Genomic DNA, 19,443 nt, shown 5'->3' on the forward strand with positions numbered 1-19,443 from the left:
TCGTAATCGTCTCGGCGATCGCCGTGCGCGCCGCACCGGCCGGGGCGAGCAGCACGATACTGTTGCTCGCCAGCAATGTTTTCCGGCTAGCGGTATCCTCTTCCGAAAGTTCGATGGGGAAGCGAATGGTGAATTGACTGCCCTTACCCCTCTCGCTTGCAACTGTCAGCGAGCCGCCGAATTCGCGCATGATGCGGGCGGAGATCGCAAGGCCAAGCCCCGTGCCGTTGCTCTTCTGGGCAAGCGAGCCGCCCTGTTCGAATTCCCCGAATATACGCGCCTGCTCCTCCGCCGTCATGCCGGGGCCGGTATCGGTCACTGATATCAGCAACTCGCCGGCGGCCCTGGAGATGCGGATGAAGACGCCGCCCGCCTGGGTAAACTTCACGGCATTGCCGATGACGTTGAAGAGCACCTGCCGCAGCCGCGCCGGATCGAAGCTCATCAGCTCCGGTACATCGGAGGAAACCGTCGCGCCGATCTCGATACCCTTCTCATGGGCGCGGTGGGCCAGCATCTCCACGACGCTTTCGACAAGCTTGCGCAGCGATTCCGAGCGCGGGCGGAGCTGGAACCGGCCAACCTCGATGGTGGAGAAGTCGAGCAGGTCCTCGACGAGCTGGGTCAGCGCGTGGCCTGACTGGCGGATGCTGGTCAGATAATTCTGCTGTTCCTGCGTCAGCTTCGTCTCTGAAATCAGATGCGCCATGCCGAGAATGCCTGACAGAGGCGTGCGGATTTCATGGCTGACGGTCGCAAGGAGCCGCGATTTGGCCGCGCTGTTATATTCGGCCTTCTGCCGCGCCTCCTCGCGGCTCTCCGCGGCAAGCCGCTCTTCGGTCACGTCGCGCGCGATGCTCTGCAGGAGCAGGCGCCCGTTTGCCGGGTCGCGAGTGACGACATCATGCCAGAGAAAGATGCGCTGCCCGGCCGGTGTCGAGATCTCCACGTCATAGCGATGCGGCTGCGGGCCGGGACGGAAGGCAAGGCCGATCTCTTCGCAGGTCTGGCCTTCGGGTTTGGCACGTCCGGTCAGGCGGCGGAACGTCTCATTGGAGCCGATGATGCGCCGGTCCATCATGCGGGTGACGACGATATCGCCGAGCACGTCGTGGACAGTGCCGAGCAGGCCGGTCGCATCGACGCGTTCCGGCCTCTCCGGGCTGCGGCCTCCGGGTCTGTTTCCGTTCCTGAAAAAAAGAGCAAGATAACCTGCAATGGCGGCGATCAGAATGATGCCGAGGCCTGCCATGAACGGGCCGCCCCAATGAGAAAGAAGCAGCAGCAGGATGGCCGAAAGAAGACCCGATCCGCCGAGCCACTGGAAGAGCAATGGATGCCGGGAGCGAAAAGCAGCCGACGACAATTCCGCAGCCGTGCGGCCGCGATGGGCCTTAACGGCAGTTCCGCCGAATGCGGCGGACAATCGTTCCTGGAGCTGCGCCAACCTCTGCATGCAATACAGCTAACATATTGCCCGTTCCGAATGTTTTCAGGAATCCGCTAAAAATTTAGTGATCCGCCTTTTTCGGCTTCTGCACCATCTCGTCGAGGATGACGCAGCCGGCGCCGACGGTGATGAAGCTGTCGGCGAGGTTGAACACGGCGAAGGACCAGGTTTCCGTATGGAAGAGGATGTAGTCGATCACATGCCCATAGGCGAAACGGTCGATGAGATTGCCAATCGCCCCCGCAATGATGAACGCATATCCAAGATGCGCCAGCCAGCGGTCCTTCGAGGTGCGATGCCAGAGGTAAAGCACGAAGGCGACGATGACCAGGCGCATGCCGACGATGAACCAGCCATCCATACCTGACAGCATTGAGAAGGCGACGCCGAGATTGTAGGTGCGGTAGAGCGCCAGCATCGGAATAACGGGGACGGCTTCCTGCAGCGGCAGGTAGTGGTCGACGGCGATCTTGACGATCTGGTCGAGGATGACCGCGATCACGATGAAGATCAGGATCGGCAGCGGTCGAGAGAAGAGCGCCGGGCGTGCGGTCGTCAGATCGGTCATTTGCCCTCGGACAGTGAGAGGAGATGGCGGCGTGCCTCAAAAAGCATGACGGCGGTGGCAACGGCGAGATTGAGGGAATCGGCGCGGCCCTGCTGCGGAATGCGGGCAAGCGCGTCTGCCTGCCCGGCAAGCTGGTCCGGCAAGCCGGATTGTTCGTTGCCCATCAGCAGCACGACCGGCTTTTTCTTGTAGTCGATCGTGCGGTAGTCGACCGAACCGGCAAGATGGGTCGCAACGACAGAAACGCCGGCCTGCTTCTTCCAGGCAATGAACTCCTCCGCCGTCGCATGGGCAACCGGAACGGCGAAAACCGAGCCCATGGTGGCGCGCACCGTTTCCAGCGAGAAGGGATCGGTGGTCTCGCCGACGAGGATGACGCCGGAGGCACCTGCTGCATCGGCGGTGCGGATGATCGTTCCGAGATTACCGGGATCGCGCACGCGGTCGAGCGCTACCCAGGTCTCGCCCTCCTTCGGCCGGACATCCCTGAGCTTCGTCCAGCGCGTTTCGAAAATGCCGACCACCATCTGCGGATTGTCACGCCGGGTGATCGAGGAGATCACCTTCTCGTTGACTTCGAGCACGAGCCCGCCGGAGGCGACGGTCTTTGCCGCCATCTGCTCGACCAGCGGCTTACCCTTGGCTGCCTTGGCATAGACCAGTGTGCGGATCGTCCAGCCGAGTTCGATCGCATCGATGACGAGCTTCAGACCTTCGGCCATGAAGGTGCCGCTCTCCTCGCGCGACTTCTTGTTCGTCAGCGTCTTGATATCCTTGATGATAGGATTGGCGAGCGAGGTCACTTCCTTCACCTGCCCGACCTTGCGGGGGCCGCGATCGTGGAATTCGTTCATTTCGGCACCCAGCGGGAAAAGAGGGAGGTGGAGAGCGCCCGGCCAGGCGTCTTGCCATCGAGGCCAGCCTCGCGGATGACCAGTTCGCCGGATTCGACCACGCCGCCCGCCCCGCGCATCGTCTCGCGCATCAGTTCATGGATGGAATAGAAGCTTGCCCGGATCGAATAGGCCGTCAGCACCAGGCCGACCGCCTTCGGCGACAGGATTTCTCGGCAGATGTCCAGCATCAGCGGCAGGTGCTCGAAGAGGTGCCAGACCTCGCCATTCGGGCCGCGGCCGAATTTCGGCGGGTCGGTGAGGATGATGTCGTACTGGCTGCCGCGGCGTTCTTCGCGCAGGATGAATTTCATCGCATCCTCGCAGATCCAGCGGATCGGCAGCTTTTCCATGCGTCCCAGCGCCTGGTTTTCGCGCGCCCAGCCGATCGCCTTCTTCGAGGCATCGACATGGGTGACTTCCGCACCGGCAGCCGCAGCGACCAGCGAGGCGACGCCGGTATAACCGAAGAGGTTCAGCACCTTCAGTGGCCGTCCGGCGCTTTCCACCTGTTGCTTCATCCAGCTCCAGTGAACGATCTGTTCCGGGAAGACGCCCACATGGCGGAAAGAAGTGAAGCGGCCGAAGAAATCGACGCCGAGCAGGTTCAGAGGCCAGGTCTCGCCGTGTGCTTCCTTTGGAAAACGCCAGCGGCCGCTGCCTTCTTCATCCGTGTCACCGGTAAAGACGGCATCGACCTTTTCCCATACATGGGCAGGCAGCGATGGCTGCCAAAGCGCCTGGCCTTCGGGACGCACGATCCGGTAAGGGCCGTATTGTTCGAGCTTCTGGCCGTTGCCGCTGTCGATCAGATGGAAATCACCCGCACCCGTCGATTCCAGGATGACAGGCACGCGCTCGGCCGGCCGCTCGCCGTGGCGCGCCGTGAGCGGGCGTTCGATTGCCGCCGGAACCGCCGCCGGTGGGAGCTGTTCCCGCGCAGGTGCAGCCTTTATGGCCGTCTTTTCCGGCTGTACAGGCCGCGCATCGGAGCGGCGTCCGCCGGAAGGGCCTGCCGCCATCTTCGCGCCGGGCCGGCGTTCTCTTTGTTTCAACGTGGTCTTCCGCGTCTTAAATTCAATTGAGCCAGTGCAAATAGCATTCCGTCCGACCTTGGCAAAGCGCTTTCCCGTTATGATATGGTCCGGCTATGGAAATGGGGAACTGCTGATGGACTTGATCGGGGAGGAACGCATCGCCGCGCCGCGGGATGTCGTGTGGGCGGCCATGAACGATCCCGATATCATCAGGCAATGCATTCCGGGCTGCCAGAGCGTCGAAAAGCGGTCGCCAACGGAATTCGTGGCAACCGTCAAGGTCGGCTTCGGCCTGTTTTCGGTGACATTCAACGGCGATATCACGCTTTCGAATGTCGATGCGCCGCATAGCTATACGATTTCTGCGGAGGGGCGGGGTGGCATTGCCGGTTTTGCCAAGGGCGAGGCCGACGTTACGCTGGTCAATGAGGGCCTGCATACGCTGCTGCGCTATGAAGCCGACGGTGATACGGGTGGCCGGATTGCCGAACTCGGCGGCCGGCTGATCCGCGCCACGCTGGAAAAGCTCGCCCGCCGCTTTTGGGGAAATTTCAATGCGGCGGTCATCGAAAAGGCTGCAGGCTAGTCCCGCGGGCTTGGCATGTCAGACAATCCCTTTTACGCAAGATCGATGACTTGGAAAATCCGACCCAACTGCCCCGAAGACGTGACGCAGCTTGCCGACATCTATCTGTCCGTCCGTCGCCAGACCTTCACCTGGGTCGATCCAGGTAAATTTCATCGGGAGGATTTTGCCGCCCATACCAACGGCGAAGTCGTTTCCGTCTGCGAGGCGGCTGACGGGAAGATAGCCGGCTTCATCTCGATCTGGGCGGCGGATGATTTCATCCATATGCTCTATATCCTGCCCGAATTTCAGGGCAAAGGTGCAGGAACCGCCCTGCTGCAATCGCTCCCCGGTTGGCCGGCGCATAAATATCGGCTGAAATGCCTCGTCAACAACCGCGACGCCAAGGCCTTCTATCTGGCACATGACTTTCAGGTCACCGGCAGAGGCGCCTCAACCGAAGGCGATTATGAAGAGCTGAGTTTCACGCCGGCGTCAGTGGAATAGCGGCAATCACCGCGAGGGCAATTGCCCGACGATCTCTTCCGCGCGCGTCTTGTGACGATCTGCTTCGCCCTGCCAGCGGATAGCCTCTTTGGCTTCGACGCGTGCGCGCTTGCGATGCTTACCCTGGTTGAACCAGGTCGCAGCCGAGCCCACCAGCATGCCGACGATGAATGCGATGAGCAGGAAAACGAAGAGGGGCGCGGCGAGCGAAAGAACCTGATCCTCTGGCCGGAACGGATTGAAAGCGAGCGTCACACTCTGCCGGTTGGCGACGCAGAAGATGATCAGGATGACGCCGAGCGGCAGCAAAATCAAAAGGTTGATGATCTTCTTGGCCATATCGTTCTCCACGCCGGTTTGGCGAAGGCAAGCTTCATGGACGCCAGAATAGAAGTGCGGCGGCGAAGTTCAAGTGCGGCTTGATGCCCGTTTCAGAGGATCAATCCTCTTCGTCGGCCTGTCCGGGGTTCAGCCGCTCACGCAGTTCCTTGCCAGTCTTGAAGAAGGGAACCCACTTCTCCTCGACGAACACGGTATCTCCGGTGCGCGGGTTGCGGCCGGAGCGGGAAGGGCGGTTCTTCACGGAAAATGCGCCGAAGCCGCGCAGTTCGACGCGATTGCCAGCCGCAAGCGCATCAGTGATCTCGTCGAGGACCGCATTGACGATATTTTCGACATCCCGATGATAGAGATGCGGATTGCGTGCTGCAACAATCTGCACCAATTCGGACTTGATCACGTTCGCCCCCTTAAATTATTGATTTCTTATTCAATCCTGGCCAACCTGCCAAACTGAAAGCAGCCCGTCAAGGAGCAACTTTGGGGGCAGGATGCCGTTAATATCCTGGCCTTTGACAAGATCGCCATAACCAAGGATGGTAATCAACCGGGAAACAGCTCCAGCGAGCAGGAAGGGCGTGTTGCTCTTCTTGTCCCAGTCGACGACCGGCAGCTTGTCGCTGACATCTCGCGAGGTCAGATAAGCGCGGATTTCGTCTTCTCCACCGACGGCATCGATAAGTTTCACCTTGAGCGCCTGCCGGCCCGTAAAGATCGTGCCGTCGGCAAGCTTCAGCACCTCGTCGCGCGGCAATTTGCGCCTGTCCACAACGAGATTGACGAACCAGTCGTAACTGTCGAGAACCATATTGCGGATCATGGCTTTGGCCTCTTCACTCGTATCGTGAAAGGGCGAGGGCTCGGCCTTGAGCGGGGAGGATTTGATTTCCTGCAACGAAACGCCGAGCTTGTCGAGCAACGGCTGGATCTGCGGATACTGGAAGATGACGCCGATCGAACCGGTGATCGAGCTTTCGCCGGCAATGATCGTGTCGCCGGCCGTGGCGATCATGTAGCCGGCGGAGGCTGCAAGCGTCCTGACGTCGGAGACGACGGGCTTCTTTTCCGCGATCGCTCGGACCGCCTTGAAGATTTTCTCGCCGCCATAAGTCGTCCCGCCGGGTGAGGAGATCGAGATCACGACTGCCTTCACCTGATCATTGTCCCTGATCTTTGCCAGCCGCTCGAGCAGTTCATCGTCATCGGTGATGAGGCCGGAAATCGTCACATGGGCGATATGGGGCCGGGCGGTGCTGCCTTCGCTGAAGGCAAAATTATAAAGCGCAAAGCCGAGCGCGACGAGCAGCGCGATCGCGGCAAGGCGCCAGAAGCCAAGCCTGCGGCGCAGCAGCCGGCGGTCTGCGATGATCGAGCTATCCATTCCAACCTCCAGAGACGAAACCCAGCGGGCGGTTTGTCACCGCCGGGGAGATAAGGCGCAAGCTGCCGCGAGAAAATGCCCGGAAACCTGTGTTTTTCGGTTTTGTTGCTTGTTGCAGAAAAAAATCCATATTGGCAAGCCAATGTAATAATGCGAAACGAACTGTGATTGGAGCCCGGCATTGCTATATAAGCGGCACGATCATCACACACGGACCAGGCATATGCTCGATACCCTCAGGAACAACGGGAAACCCGCATACGCCGGGTCCAAGGATAGCGCCTACGGCGTTGCCCGGTTCCATTCGACGCGTGTGCGCCGCCTGAAGATATTGTTGCCGGTCGCAGCCCTCATCATTTCCTTGATCTTCATCGCCGTCTCGGTAATCCGCACTTATCTGCCGGATACCATCAAAATCGAGGGCGCCAAGATCGAGAACGGCAAGGTTGTGATGGAGAAGCCGGCCATTGCCGGCCGCAACTCCGACGGTATCAACTATTCGATGCTCGCCGAGCGCGCGCTGCAGGATATCCGCAATCCGGATCTCATCACGCTGGAGACGATCAAGGCTGCGGTGCCGATGAATGACGGCCTGATGGCCCGTGTTACGGCTGCGACTGCAGATTTCAACCGCGCCACCGACAACCTGCACATGACGGCGCCGTTCACCCTCGTTCTGAGCAACGGTCTCGTCGCGAATTTCCAGACCGCACATCTTGATATCAAGGGCGGAAATATGTCGACGGACGATCCCGTCAGAATCACCAAGGACAATGCTTCGATTGTTGCGCGGTCGATGAATATAACCGATAAGGGGCGTGTGATCACATTCGAGGGGAACGTTCGCATGAATGTTGAATCATCCGCCATCCACAAACAGGGCACCTAAAGAGCCGGGTCAAATGACAAAAGATTGTCGCATTTCAACGCGTAAGACTGGCGTAGCTTTCATCACCGGCGCACTTGCCATCGTCCTGTCGGTCGCGGGGGCGGCCGCCCAGTCGACGACCATGCCTGGGATGAAACTATCCAGCGATCAGCCGATCCAGATTGAAAGCAACAAGCTGGAGATCCATGATCAGGAACACACGGCGCTCTTCACCGGCGACGTCAAGGTCGTTCAAGGAACGACGACCCTGCAGGCCGGCAAGATGACGGTCTATTACAAGGACAAGTCGAAGCAGCCCGCAGCAGGCGATGCTGCCACCAAGCCGGCGCCTGCTGCCCAGACGGCTCCGGCCGCGGCGGAACAGTCGAACTCGCTTGCCTCCGGCAGTGCCGATATCGACAAGATCCTGGTGACCGACAAGGTTTACCTGACGTCGGGAACGCAGACGGCGACCGCCGATGACGGCAATTTCGATATGACTTCCCAGGTCTTTATCCTCACGGGCAAGAAGGTCGTTTTGACCGATGGCCCGAACGTCTTTACCGGCTGCCAGCTTACCGTTCATATGGCGACTGGTCAGGCGGAGCTTGAAAGCTGCGGTGGTCGTGTCCAGATTCAGCTCGATCCAAAATCGCAGCCGAGTCAGCAGCCAAAGCAGAATTGAGAAGTCGGCCTTACACGTGAAGCTATTCTCCTTATCCACCAAGTCCGGCAGAGCCGCGACGGAAGCTGCGGCCGCCTCCGTCGATAAGGCCCGCTACCAGGGAACGCTGATTGCACGCGGTCTCACCAAGACCTATGCGACACGGCGTGTCGTCAACGGCGTTTCGCTGGTGGTGCGGCGTGGTGAGGCCGTCGGCCTGCTGGGGCCAAACGGCGCCGGCAAGACGACCTGTTTCTACATGATCACCGGCCTCGTGCCGGTCGATGAGGGAACCATAGAAATCGACGGCAACGACGTGACGACGATGCCGATGTATCGTCGCTCCCGCCTCGGCGTCGGCTACCTGCCGCAGGAGGCCTCGATCTTTCGCGGCTTGACGGTGGAGGAGAATATCCGCGCCGTCCTCGAGGTCCATGAAAAGGACAAGGCGGCGCGTGAGCGCAAGCTCGACGAACTGCTCGAGGAGTTTCACATCGCGAAGCTCCGCAAGAGTGCCGCCGTGGCTCTCTCGGGCGGTGAGCGCCGACGCCTGGAAATTGCCCGCGCGCTTGCGACCGACCCGACCTTCATGTTGCTCGACGAGCCCTTTGCCGGTGTCGACCCGATCTCGGTTGCCGATATTCAGAACCTCGTGCATCATTTGACGGCACGCGGCATTGGCGTTCTCATCACCGATCACAATGTGCGTGAGACGCTGGGACTGATCGACCGGGCCTATATCATCCATGCCGGCGAAGTGCTGACCCATGGACGCGCCAACGATATCGTCAACAACCCGGAAGTGCGCCGGCTTTATCTGGGCGACAATTTCAGTCTTTGAGCCAAACCTGGACGACAGAAAATTACGCTGTCGTTTAGGTTCCGCTTGACCAAATAGGATAAAAAAGCAATTTTTGGGCCAACTCGGATTTCCGTGGCCCGAAGCCTTGATCGGACGCGGTTTCTTGGAGGAGTCGAGGGAGTTTCGCGTCCGCCATGGCCCTGTCTGCCAATCTTTTTCTGCGACAGAACCAGTCCCTGGTGATGACACCGCAACTGATGCAGTCCATTCAGTTGCTGCAGATGACGCATGTCGAACTCACTCAGTTCATCGCCCAGGAAGTGGAGAAGAATCCGCTCCTCGAATTTCCGTCGGGCGAAGGCGATGCCGGTGAACGCGGAGAGGCTGTCGAAGAACCCCACCCCCAGCAATCGGAGGACGCGGGCGACAGCGACTATGAAGGCCGCGACGAAACGCTTTCCGCCGACTGGTACGATAATGGCAGCCCGAGCCGGCTGAGCGATGAGCTGGACGCCAACTACGCCAATGTCTTTCCGGATGATGGAGCGCCGCAGCGGCTCGATGCGCCGGAACTCATCAGCCAGTGGAAGTCGATGCCCGGCAGCGCCGAAGGTGCTGACAATTACGATCTTGATGATTTTGTCGCCGGCCAGGTGTCCTTGCGCGAGCATCTTGCCCAGCAGATACCCTTTGTATTGCCCGATATGACCGATCGCCTCGTCGCCCAGAATCTGGTCGATCAGCTTGATGAGGCCGGCTATCTGCAAGCCGATGTTGGCGAAGCCGGCGAGCGTCTCGGCACTGATGCAGAAGATATCGAGCGCGTGCTCTCAGCGCTGCAGACGCTTGATCCGCCTGGCGTCTTTGCGCGTAGCCTTGCCGAATGCCTGGCTATCCAGCTTCGCCAGAAGGATCGTTTCGATCCCGCCATGCAGGCTCTCGTCGAAAATCTCGAACTTCTGGCACGGCGCGACTTCGTCACCCTGAAACGCCTCTGTGGCGTCGATGAGGAAGACCTGCTCGATATGCTCGGCGAAATCCGCCAGCTCAATCCGAAGCCCGGCAGCGGTTTCGAGGCCGGCGTTTCAGAGGCGATCATGCCTGACGTCGTCGTCCGCCCCTCCTCGGACGGCGCCTGGCTGGTCGAGCTCAATCCGGATACGCTGCCACGGGTCCTCGTCAATCAGTCCTATTTTTCGCACGTAGCGAAGAACGGCGAGGATCACGCCTTCCTCTCCGAATGCCTGCAGACCGCCAATTGGTTGACGCGCAGCCTCGACCAGCGCGCCAAGACCATCATGAAGGTGGCGAGCGAGATCGTGCGCCAGCAGGATGCCTTCCTGTTGCATGGCGTTGATCATCTGCGGCCGCTGAACCTGAAAACGGTGGCCGAGGCGATCAAGATGCATGAATCGACGGTCAGCCGGGTCACCTCGAATAAATATATGCTGACGCCGCGCGGGCTTTTCGAGCTGAAATATTTCTTCACGGTTTCGATCAGCGCCGTCGCGGGGGGCGACAGCCATTCGGCGGAAGCAGTTCGCCACAAGATCCGCGCCCTGATCCTGCAGGAAAGCCCCGATGCGGTGCTTTCCGACGACGACATCGTCGATATGCTCAAGAAGGGTGGGATCGATCTCGCGCGCCGTACGGTCGCCAAATACCGCGAGGCAATGAACATCGCCTCTTCTGTCCAGCGCCGCAGGGAAAAGCGCGCGCTGGCCAAGGTCGCCGGTTTCTGACTTGCAATGCTAGGGCGAGCAAATGATCGCCGCTAGGAACCGCTGATGGCGAAGACCTCCCCATTTCATGGGATTTTCATTGCACGTTTTCCGCGTATGATAGGTCTCGCTGTGCCGGGCTATTGACTTTCCGGGAGGCTGTCGCTAGAAGCCCGCCGCAATCGGAGCAGCGAAGGGCGTCCGGGCATTATCCCCATCATCCTCAGGACAGCAGGGACACGCGGACTTGAGCTCATCTTGCTTGAGATTGCGCGAAGTGCTTGGATGAGCCTGAGGCTTGGCGTAAACTGGTACTCGCAAACTACTATAAGAAGGGAAACTCCATGAGTGTGCGTGTATCCGGTAAACATATGGAAATTGGTGACTCCTTCCGTCAAAAGATCGAGGACCAAATCGGTTTGGCCGTCACGAAATACTTCGACGGGGGATATTCCGGTCAGGTAATCGTGGAAAAACAGAACTCTCGTTTTTCTGCCGATTGTAAGCTTCATCTCGATAGTGGCGTCGTGCTGCATGCAGCAGGCGAGGCCATGGATCCGCAGATTGCCTTTGATGCGGCATCCGAGCGCATCGAGAAGCGCCTGCGCCGCTACAAGCGGAAGCTCAAAGATCACCACGCCGGAAATCATCTGAACGGTAACGGCTTTGCAGAAGTCGCCTATACCGTCATGGACGCGGTTCCCGATCACGAAGACGAGGTCCCGGACGATTTCGCTCCGGCCATCGTCGCCGAAAGCACGAAGCAGCTCAAGACGATGTCCGTCGCAACCGCCGTCATGGCGCTCGACATGACCGACGAGCCGCTTCTCCTGTTCCGCAGCCCCGGCAAGGAGCAGCTCAACATCGTTTACCGTCGTCACGACGGAAATATTGGCTGGATCGATTCGGCCAATATCAAAGGCTGAGATCAGGGCGAGGGAGCGGCGCAGGCGCTGCTCCCTCAACCACTTGATTTCGGCGACAAAAGGAAAAAGAAATGGCATTGGCAGATTTGCTGCACCAGGATGCGATCATTCCCGCCCTCAGGGTAAATTCCAAGAAACAGTTGCTTCAGGAATTGGCAGCAAAAGCCTCCAGGACTACGGGGCTTTCCGAGCGGGAAATCTTCGATGTGATCCTGCAGCGCGAACGTCTGGGCTCGACCGGCGTCGGCAACGGCATCGCCATTCCTCACGGCAAGCTCGTCAATATCCATTCCATCGTCGGTATTTTCGCCCGGCTGGACCAGCCGGTTGATTTCGAAGCGCTGGACGACCAGCCGGTCGATCTGGTGTTCCTGCTCCTGGCGCCGGAAGGCGCCGGCGCCGATCACCTGAAGGCGCTTTCGCGCATCGCCCGGGTGCTGCGCGACCATGATCTGGTCGCCAAGTTGCGCGCGACCGATTCCGCTTCGGCAATTTATGCCTTCCTCAATGAAGAGCAGACGTCGAACGCAGCCTGACGGCTGGCGATCCACCCGGAATGCAAAAAGGCGCCCGAATGATCAGGCGCCTTTTTCTTGTCATGAGATCGGCAATCAGAACTCTTCCCAACTGTCCTGGGCAACGGCGGCAGAACTGCGAGACTGGGCAACGGCCCGGCGCGGGGCCGGAGCAGCCGAACGTGGCGTCGGCGCAGCCGGTGTGCGCATCTGCTGTGTGGCCGAGCGCAATGCCCCGGCATTGCCCTGGCCGGAGACCCGGAAGCGGGTGACCAGTGCCTTCAGCGTCTGAGCCTCGTCGTTCAGCGTCACGCTGGCTGCGGTGGTTTCTTCCACCATCGCGGCGTTCTGCTGTGTGACCTGGTCCATCTGGTTGACGGCCTGGTTGATTTCCTTCAGGCCGACGGCCTGTTCACTGGCCGAGGCGGAGATCTGACGGATGAGGCCGTTGATGCCCATCACCTGCTCGGCAATCTTGTGCAGCGTGTCGCCGGCGCGGCCGACGAGATCGACGCCGTCCTTGACCTGGACGGCCGAGGTGTTGATGAGCGTCTTGATCTCCTTGGCGGCATTCGCCGAACGCTGGGCGAGTTCCCGGACTTCCTGTGCGACGACTGCAAATCCCTTGCCTGCTTCGCCGGCGCGGGCCGCTTCGACACCGGCGTTCAGAGCCAGAAGATTCGTCTGGAAGGCGATCTCGTCAATGACGCCGATGATGCGCGAAACCTCAGTGGAGGACTGCTCGATGCCGTGCATGGAGGCAATCGCCTTCTGCACAACTTCGCCTGATTTCTCGGCGTCTTCGCAAGCGAGATTGACGTTGTCGGCTGCCGTACGGGCGTTCTCGGCGCTGGAATTGACCTGGGCGGTGAGCTCGTTGAGCGCCGCTGCCGTCTCTTCCAGACTTGCCGCCTGCTGTTCGGTGCGCTTGGCAAGGTCGGAGGCGCTGTTGCTGATTTCGCCCGTGCCGGAGCCGATATTGACGACGCTGAGGCTCATCGTGTTGATGGTTTCCTCAATGCTTGCGAGCGCAGCGTTGAAGTCCTGCTTCAGCTTGCCGTATTCGCCGGGGAATTCCTCGGTAATGCGGTGGCCGAGATTGCCCTGTGACAGTTCGGAAAGGCCAGCACCGACGATCGAGACGATGTGACGCTGCAGGCTGACCGATTGCTGGCGTTCCGATTCCGAGCGACCGCGTTCGGTTTCGGCTGCAAGGCGCTGGCTGTCGGCCTCGGCTTCGAGACGCCGCGTATCGGCAAGCGCGAAGCGGAAGCCTTCGAGAGCCTTGGCGACCGAGCCGATTTCGTCGGCGCGGTTCTGGCCGGCGACCGTTTCGTCATATTTGCCGTCGCTCAGCGCCTTGACGCTGGAAACGAGGCCAGCGAGCGGACGCTGAACGAGCGAGCGGACGGCGAAGTAGAGGGCGATCAGCACGGCGCCGAGCACGATGATGCCGTTGATGACCATCATGAAGGTCTGATCCTGAACCGGCGCATTCATCGCAGCATGCGGAACGTCGACCAGCACGACCCAGTTGGCGTTCAGGCCGGGAACTGCGAAGGGATAGACAACACGGTCGAAGGGATCGAGGCCATCGAAGCTGAGATTCTTGACGAGACCGACTTTCATGGACGAAAGCGCAGCCTTCACGTCAGCAGAGCCGGGATTGTCGCCATAGGGCTTGGACATCAGGTCGGGGGCCGGAGCGACGATCCAGTTGCCGTTCTGGGCGATGAGCGTCACACGGCCGGAGCCGAAGGGCCGCAGCGCCTGCACCTTGTCGGTAAGCGACTTCAGCGAGATATCGACGCCCTCCACACCGATCATCTTGCCGCCGGACATGACCGGATAGGCAATCGACGTCAGCAGGGTCGGGACGTCGGTGCCTTCGGCGAGGTAGGGCGCCGTGATCGCGCCCTTGCCACTGTCGGCGGCGAGCTTCCACCACTCGGCGGTATAGTCGTTCTCGAAAGTCGAGAATTGGATGTCACCGGTCCTGGTTTTCGACCAGTAAGGCGTGAAGGCGCCGACCTTGTTGGTGCCCTCGTCATTGTTGTTGGCAATTTCCGTGGTCTTGCCGTCGAAGGTGCCAAGCTGCTCGCAGAACCAGCTGCCGAAGGCGAAGGCGTTCTGTTCGAGATTGGCCTTCAGAATGCTGATAATGCCCTTGCGATCGAGAATCTTGCCTTCATGTCCGCGTCCTACGACGCCCGACATGGTGCGGGCCGCACTCGCGAGTTCGCCGACATTGGCTGCAATCTCGTTGGCGATCGACTTGGCTTCCGAGTTGGCCTGATCCAGCGTCAGGGTCTGGACGCGGTTACGGGTCTGGTCGATGAGGAAGAGGTTCGAAACGACAAGCACCAGTGCAATGGCGGCACCGGTAATGACTATGAGCTTCGCCGCAAGCGATTTCATTCTGAAAATGAACATAGGTTCCTCGGGGCAAGGACGCACCGAAGGGCCATTCTCCGGCGCAGCGGGTAAGGCACGCTCTATCATGGAGCAGCCATGGGGGTGACCGCCTCGAAGATGAACGAAGTCGCGATCGCCCGAAGGATCGCCAGAAACCTCTTAAATTTGAATGAAATTCGCTATGTTTCGGCAGCAAATCCGGAAAGCCACCCCAAAACTAGGGGTAGCTTTTCATCGATTGTTCGCGGCTGGACTGGACTATATTCTGTCTGCGACTTCGGCTGCGAGCGGAATGGAGGGCTGAGCCCCCGGCTTCAGGCAGGCGAGCGAGCCGGCAACCGCTGCACGGCGCAGCGCCGAGTCGAAATCCAGACCCTCATCGAGGCTTGCTGCGAAATAGCCGCAGAACGTATCGCCAGCGCCGACGGTATCGACGGGTTCGATGACAAGGCCCTGCGCACGGGAAATCTGGCCATCCCGGATCGCGATGACACCATCGCCGCCGAGCGTAACGATCAGCGTCTGGCCGGTCTCGGCATGCAGCCGCTCCAACGCCGCCTCACGGTCGCCGGGACTCATGTTCTCCTCTCCCGCCAGCCGCTCGAATTCGGTCTCGTTGGCAATGACGATGTCGGCCAGCCGGCCGAGTCGCGGCGCATCCGGAATGAGCGGCGCAAGATTGAGAATGCTGGTGATGCCCTTGGCACGGGAGGCAGTAAGCGCACGCTCGACCGCCTCGACCGGAACTTCAAGCTGCAGCATCAGAATATCGCCTTCATTCATGGCGTTGACGGCGGCCTCGGCATTGCCACCGCTGACCTTGCCGTTCGCGCCGGGAATGACCGCGATCATGTTTTCGCCGTCGCCGCCGACGAGAATGAGGGCCGTGCCCGTCGGCCCCTCGACATGGCTGACGCGCGAAAGATCGGTGCCGGCGCCGTCGAGCAGTTCAAGGGCGCCTTCGGCAAAGGCATCCTTGCCGACAGCGCCCGCCATATGGACATAGCGGCCCGCGCGGCGGGCGGCGAGCGCCTGATTGGCACCCTTGCCGCCGGCAGCCGTTGCAAAGCTATTGCCGGCAACCGTTTCTCCGGGCTTCGGCAGGCGCTCGGTGGTGGCGATAAGGTCCATGTTGATGGAGCCGAAAACTGTGATCATGGAATGTCTGTCCCTTGCTTCGGGTCGCGACACTGCCGAAGCGATCACTCCTCGTCAACCACCCTGAGCTTGAGCAGTCCGGTCCTGCTTTCGACTGATTTCGCCGCCGGCTCGCTCACTTGCGCCGGCTTGCCGTCGCCGCCTGCCTCGAATTCCAGCGCCTCGATCTTCGCGCCGCGCTTGGTAAGCTTGTCCGCCGAGGTAATAATCTGGTCCACGTCGCGCTGCGTCTGGGAAAAATGTCCCTGCAGCTTGCGCACGCGCTCGTCGAGCCGGCCGAGATCGTCCATGAGCAGGGCAACTTCACCCTGGATGACATGCGCCTGCGCCCGCATACGTTGGTCTTTCAGCACAGCCTGAATGACCTGGATCGACAGCATCAGGAGCGAAGGCGAGACGATGACGACGCGTGCGCGGTGAGCCTTCTGCACGATCGCTTCGAAATTCTCGTGAATTTCAGCGAAGATCGATTCCGAGGGAACGAAGAGGAAAGCCGTCTCCTGCGTCTCGCCCTGAATCAGATATTTGTCGGAAATATCCTTGATATGGACTTCCATGTCGCGACGAAACTGCTGGCCGGCAAGCTTGCCGGCGTCCGCGCCGCCTGCATCACGGATCGCGTTCCACGCTTCGAGCGGAAATTTGGCATCGATGACGAGCGGTGGTGCCCCATTCGGCATTCGGATCGTGCAGTCAGGTCGCGAGCCATTGGAAAGCGTCTGCTGGAAGGTATAGGCGCCCATTGGCAGGCCATCGGCGACGATCGTTTCCATACGCGACTGGCCGAAAGCCCCACGCGTCTGCTTGTTGGAAAGAATGGCCTGCAGCCCGACGACATCCTTGGCGAGCGTCTGGATATTATTCTGGGCTACATCGATCACCGCCAGGCGCTCCTGCAGTTTCTGCAGGTTGTCATGCGTCGATTTCGTCTGCTCGGTCAGCGTCGAACTCATGCGCTGTGACATGCCGTCGATCCGCTGGTTGATCGCATGATTGAGCTCGGCCTGCCGTGCACCGAAGACCTCCGTCATGGTCGAGATGCGTCCCTGCATCTCCGCCTGGATTTTCAGAAGCTCGCCCATGCGCGCTTCGCTTTCTGTGGCGCGAAGATTGGCCTCCTCCGCCTCCTCGCGGCGGATGCCGGCATTGCGAAAGGCAAACACGATCGCCACGAGAATGAGAACGGCGAGCGCGGCGCCCGCGACTGCAAGCATGGCCGGGTTCGGCACGGGCAGGGAGAAGGTGAGTGAGTCGGGTGTCATGGTCATATTGCACCATAACAAAATGGACAGCGATATCCAGATCAAAACGTGAACAATCCGCGCCGGCCTGTCAGGCGCCGTCAGCGCTACTTCGCTGTAATCTGAGAAAAATTAGCGGGCATACTTAACGATTGCTAAACCATATTCGCCAAATCTGGCGCGGAAATTCCCCTCCGCATCCGCGCCAGATAGAGATCCTCCATGACTCCCCAGCAGACCGATAATGCCCTCAAGCAGCGCCTTGACTTCATTGAGCTCGACGATGAGGCACGCAAGAATCTGCGGGAGCTGCGGCCGGCGATCTCCGAGCTGCTCGGCGGCGCCCTGGACAAGTTCTACAATAAGCTTGCCAAGACTCCGGCTGTTGCAGGCTTCTTTTCCGACAAGGCCCATATGGGTCACGCCAAGAAGCGTCAGCAGGAACATTGGGGCAATCTTTCCGGTGGCAATTTCGACCAGAGCTATGTGAATGGCGTCACGGCCGTCGGCCGCACCCATGCCCGCATCGGCCTAGAGCCGCGCTGGTATATTGGCGGCTATGCGCTTGTCATGTCGGAGCTCGTCCGGGGCCTGATGGAAAAGCAGTGGCCATCGCTCTTTGCCCGCCAGCAAGGAAAGGCGCTTGCCGAAAAGCTGACCGCCGTCATCAAGGCTGCGATGCTCGACATGGATTATTCCATCTCCGTCTATCTCCAGGCGCTTGAAGAAAAGCGCCAGGCGCTGGAAGAAGAACGCGCTCGCTCCGAAGCCGATCAGGCGCTGGCACTGGAACATCTGCGCCGCGGCCTCGAAGCGCTGTCGCGCGGCGATCTCGAGGCGACCCTTCCTGCCGATCTGCCCGGCAATTTCCGGGAGATGGCCGAGGACTACAACAGGGCCGTCAACGCTCTTCGCAATTCCTTCACTTCCGTCCGCACGACGTCCGGTCACATTCTCGAAGGCGCCGATGTGATGTCGAAGGCAACGGACGATCTTGCCTTGCGCACCGCGCAGCAGGCTGCGGGCGTCGAAGAAAGCTCGGCTGCGCTACAGCAGCTCTCCGTCAGCGTCAGCCAGACCGCCGCCAATGCCGAGAAGGCGTCCGGCGCCGTGCGCGAAACACAGGAAAAAGCCAAGAATTCCGGCGAACTCGTCAACAGCGCCGTTTCGGCCATGGCCGGTATCGAGAAGTCTTCCACCGAAATCGCCAAGATCATTGGCGTCATCGATGAGATCGCTTTCCAGACCAACCTGCTGGCGCTGAACGCCGGCGTCGAGGCCGCCCGCGCCGGTGATGCCGGCAAGGGCTTCGCCGTCGTCGCACAGGAAGTCCGTCAGCTTGCGCAGCGCACGGCCGATGCCGCCAAGGAGATCAAGAATCTGATCTCCGAAAGCTCGACACAGGTGAACGAGGGGGTGAACATCGTCAGCAGCACCGGTGAGGCGCTGAGCGACATGATCAGCCGAATCGACATCATCAACAGCTTCGTTGCCGATATTGCGGCTGCCGCGCGCGATCAGGCAACGGGCGTCAACGAGGTGAGCGTAGCGATCCGTAATATGGACACCATCACCCAGCAGAATTCCGGCATGGTCGAGCGTACCTCGGCCGAAACCCGCAAGCTGAAGGATGGGGTCGAAAACCTCATTGAACTGCTGCAGCGTTTCCGTGCAAGCGCCGAAGGCCGTCAGGTTGCTCGTGCCGCTCGCCGCGCAGCCTGACAATCCGGGCGAAAACCGGGCAGGCGCTGCAAAAAACCGCAATCCCTGCCCGGCGGATAATTCCCTAGTGTGAAAAGATGGGTTATGGGAACGCCATGACCATCAAGCCACTCATCATTCTTCCCGATCCCGTTCTCCGTCAGGTTTCCAAGCCGATCGAGCGGGTTGATGCTGATCTCCAGCGCGTTGTCGACGACATGCTGGACACTATGTATGACGCACCGGGCATCGGCCTTGCCGCAATCCAGGTCGGTGTTGCGCGCCGGATGCTCGTCATCGATCTTTCGAAGGAAGGCGAGGAAAAACAGCCGCTCGTCTTCATCAATCCGGAGATCGTCAGCTCCTCGGACGAACGTTCCGTCTATGAGGAAGGCTGCCTTTCCATTCCCGATTATTATGCTGAAGTGGAACGGCCCGCCAAGGTTACCGCCAAATATCTCGACCGCGAAGGCAAGGAGCAGAGCGTGGAGGCTGACGGGCTTCTGGCGACCTGCCTCCAGCACGAGATCGATCACTTGAATGGCGTGCTTTTCATCGATCATATCTCGAGGCTGAAGCGCGAGATGGTGATCAAGAAGTTCACCAAGTCCGCCAAGTCTAAGGCGCTTTGAACCGCCAAGGCGGGAGAATACAAGGCTTCGAAGGGCTTGATCTCAAGCTCGTAAACC

20 protein-coding genes are annotated in these 19,443 nt (G+C 60.0%); 10 read left to right on the forward strand and 10 right to left on the reverse strand.

What is annotated here, in order from left to right; genetic code table 11:
• From AC1D35_RS10510 to AC1D35_RS10525, 4 genes are all read right to left on the reverse strand, one after another.
• The coding region (locus tag AC1D35_RS10510; protein ID WP_477938576.1) for a sensor histidine kinase at positions 1-1,456 on the reverse strand (1,456 nt) is incomplete at its 3' end.
• 55 nt (positions 1,457-1,511) lie between these two features.
• Positions 1,512-2,018, reverse strand: coding sequence for a signal peptidase II (gene lspA, locus AC1D35_RS10515; RefSeq protein ID WP_113307770.1), 507 nt, complete (start codon positions 2,016-2,018; stop codon positions 1,512-1,514).
• The gene (locus AC1D35_RS10520; RefSeq protein WP_113307771.1) at positions 2,015-2,872 is read right to left on the reverse strand and encodes a TrmH family RNA methyltransferase; all 858 of its coding nucleotides are present in this window, start codon (positions 2,870-2,872) and stop codon (positions 2,015-2,017) included. The genes lspA and AC1D35_RS10520 overlap by 4 nt, the downstream gene beginning before the upstream one ends.
• Positions 2,869-3,966: a class I SAM-dependent rRNA methyltransferase gene (locus tag AC1D35_RS10525; protein ID WP_113307772.1), complete on the reverse strand. Its 1,098-nt coding sequence runs from the start codon at positions 3,964-3,966 to the stop codon at positions 2,869-2,871. The genes AC1D35_RS10520 and AC1D35_RS10525 overlap by 4 nt, the downstream gene beginning before the upstream one ends.
• A 115-nt stretch (positions 3,967-4,081) precedes the next feature.
• Here AC1D35_RS10525 and AC1D35_RS10530 point away from each other — a divergent pair, with 115 nt between their 5' ends.
• Both AC1D35_RS10530 and AC1D35_RS10535 read left to right on the forward strand, forming a co-directional pair.
• On the forward strand, positions 4,082-4,534 hold the full coding sequence (locus tag AC1D35_RS10530; RefSeq protein WP_113307782.1) for an SRPBCC family protein: 453 nt from the start codon (positions 4,082-4,084) through the stop codon (positions 4,532-4,534).
• A gap of 45 nt (positions 4,535-4,579) precedes the next feature.
• Positions 4,580-5,023 carry a GNAT family N-acetyltransferase gene (locus AC1D35_RS10535; RefSeq protein ID WP_113307783.1) on the forward strand — a complete coding sequence of 148 codons (444 nt, stop codon included), beginning with the start codon at positions 4,580-4,582 and terminating at the stop codon, positions 5,021-5,023.
• 6 nt (positions 5,024-5,029) lie between these two features.
• On the opposite strand, the gene AC1D35_RS10540 is transcribed toward AC1D35_RS10535, so the two are convergent.
• From AC1D35_RS10540 to sppA, 3 genes are all read right to left on the reverse strand, one after another.
• The gene (locus tag AC1D35_RS10540; RefSeq protein ID WP_113298360.1) at positions 5,030-5,362 is read right to left on the reverse strand and encodes a LapA family protein; all 333 of its coding nucleotides are present in this window, start codon (positions 5,360-5,362) and stop codon (positions 5,030-5,032) included.
• A 100-nt stretch (positions 5,363-5,462) separates the two neighbouring features.
• On the reverse strand, positions 5,463-5,762 hold the full coding sequence (locus AC1D35_RS10545; protein ID WP_003544934.1) for an integration host factor subunit beta: 300 nt from the start codon (positions 5,760-5,762) through the stop codon (positions 5,463-5,465).
• A gap of 30 nt (positions 5,763-5,792) precedes the next feature.
• Positions 5,793-6,743 carry a signal peptide peptidase SppA gene (gene sppA, locus AC1D35_RS10550; RefSeq protein WP_113307773.1) on the reverse strand — a complete coding sequence of 317 codons (951 nt, stop codon included), beginning with the start codon at positions 6,741-6,743 and terminating at the stop codon, positions 5,793-5,795.
• Between the two features lie 223 nt (positions 6,744-6,966).
• Between sppA and lptC the strand changes: the two genes are divergently transcribed.
• From lptC to ptsN, 6 genes are all read left to right on the forward strand, one after another.
• The gene (gene lptC / locus AC1D35_RS10555) at positions 6,967-7,632 is read left to right on the forward strand and encodes an LPS export ABC transporter periplasmic protein LptC (protein ID WP_113298362.1); all 666 of its coding nucleotides are present in this window, start codon (positions 6,967-6,969) and stop codon (positions 7,630-7,632) included.
• A gap of 13 nt (positions 7,633-7,645) precedes the next feature.
• Positions 7,646-8,296 (forward strand): LptA/OstA family protein, encoded by a 651-nt coding sequence (locus AC1D35_RS10560; RefSeq protein ID WP_113307774.1) that lies wholly within the window; start codon positions 7,646-7,648, stop codon positions 8,294-8,296.
• A gap of 106 nt (positions 8,297-8,402) precedes the next feature.
• Complete coding sequence (gene lptB, locus AC1D35_RS10565; RefSeq protein WP_210276717.1) at positions 8,403-9,116, forward strand: LPS export ABC transporter ATP-binding protein; 714 nt, start codon at positions 8,403-8,405, stop codon at positions 9,114-9,116.
• 155 nt (positions 9,117-9,271) lie between these two features.
• A complete protein-coding gene (gene rpoN, locus AC1D35_RS10570) occupies positions 9,272-10,819 on the forward strand; it encodes an RNA polymerase factor sigma-54 (protein ID WP_113307775.1) in 1,548 nt (515 codons plus the stop codon).
• A 323-nt stretch (positions 10,820-11,142) separates the two neighbouring features.
• Positions 11,143-11,724 (forward strand): ribosome hibernation-promoting factor, HPF/YfiA family, encoded by a 582-nt coding sequence (gene hpf, locus AC1D35_RS10575; RefSeq protein ID WP_113298366.1) that lies wholly within the window; start codon positions 11,143-11,145, stop codon positions 11,722-11,724.
• A gap of 71 nt (positions 11,725-11,795) precedes the next feature.
• Positions 11,796-12,260, forward strand: a complete 465-nt coding sequence (gene ptsN / locus AC1D35_RS10580) for a PTS IIA-like nitrogen regulatory protein PtsN (RefSeq protein WP_113298367.1) — start codon at positions 11,796-11,798, stop codon at positions 12,258-12,260.
• Positions 12,261-12,335: 75 nt separating this feature from the next.
• Here the strand turns inward: ptsN and AC1D35_RS10585 are convergent, their stop codons facing one another.
• From AC1D35_RS10585 to AC1D35_RS10595, 3 genes are all read right to left on the reverse strand, one after another.
• Positions 12,336-14,672, reverse strand: a complete 2,337-nt coding sequence (locus AC1D35_RS10585) for a methyl-accepting chemotaxis protein (protein WP_113307776.1) — start codon at positions 14,670-14,672, stop codon at positions 12,336-12,338.
• A gap of 240 nt (positions 14,673-14,912) precedes the next feature.
• Positions 14,913-15,812 (reverse strand): ribokinase, encoded by a 900-nt coding sequence (locus AC1D35_RS10590; RefSeq protein ID WP_477854792.1) that lies wholly within the window; start codon positions 15,810-15,812, stop codon positions 14,913-14,915.
• 44 nt (positions 15,813-15,856) lie between these two features.
• Positions 15,857-17,080 (reverse strand): DNA recombination protein RmuC, encoded by a 1,224-nt coding sequence (locus AC1D35_RS10595; RefSeq protein WP_113307072.1) that lies wholly within the window; start codon positions 17,078-17,080, stop codon positions 15,857-15,859.
• Positions 17,081-17,275: 195 nt separating this feature from the next.
• Here AC1D35_RS10595 and AC1D35_RS10600 point away from each other — a divergent pair, with 195 nt between their 5' ends.
• Positions 17,276-18,775, forward strand: a complete 1,500-nt coding sequence (locus AC1D35_RS10600; protein WP_113307071.1) for a globin-coupled sensor protein — start codon at positions 17,276-17,278, stop codon at positions 18,773-18,775.
• 95 nt (positions 18,776-18,870) lie between these two features.
• Positions 18,871-19,386 carry a peptide deformylase gene (def, locus tag AC1D35_RS10605; RefSeq protein WP_113298605.1) on the forward strand — a complete coding sequence of 172 codons (516 nt, stop codon included), beginning with the start codon at positions 18,871-18,873 and terminating at the stop codon, positions 19,384-19,386.
• Positions 19,387-19,443: the final 57 nt, after the last annotated feature.

This window comes from Rhizobium sp. P1_E6, assembly GCF_056405875.1.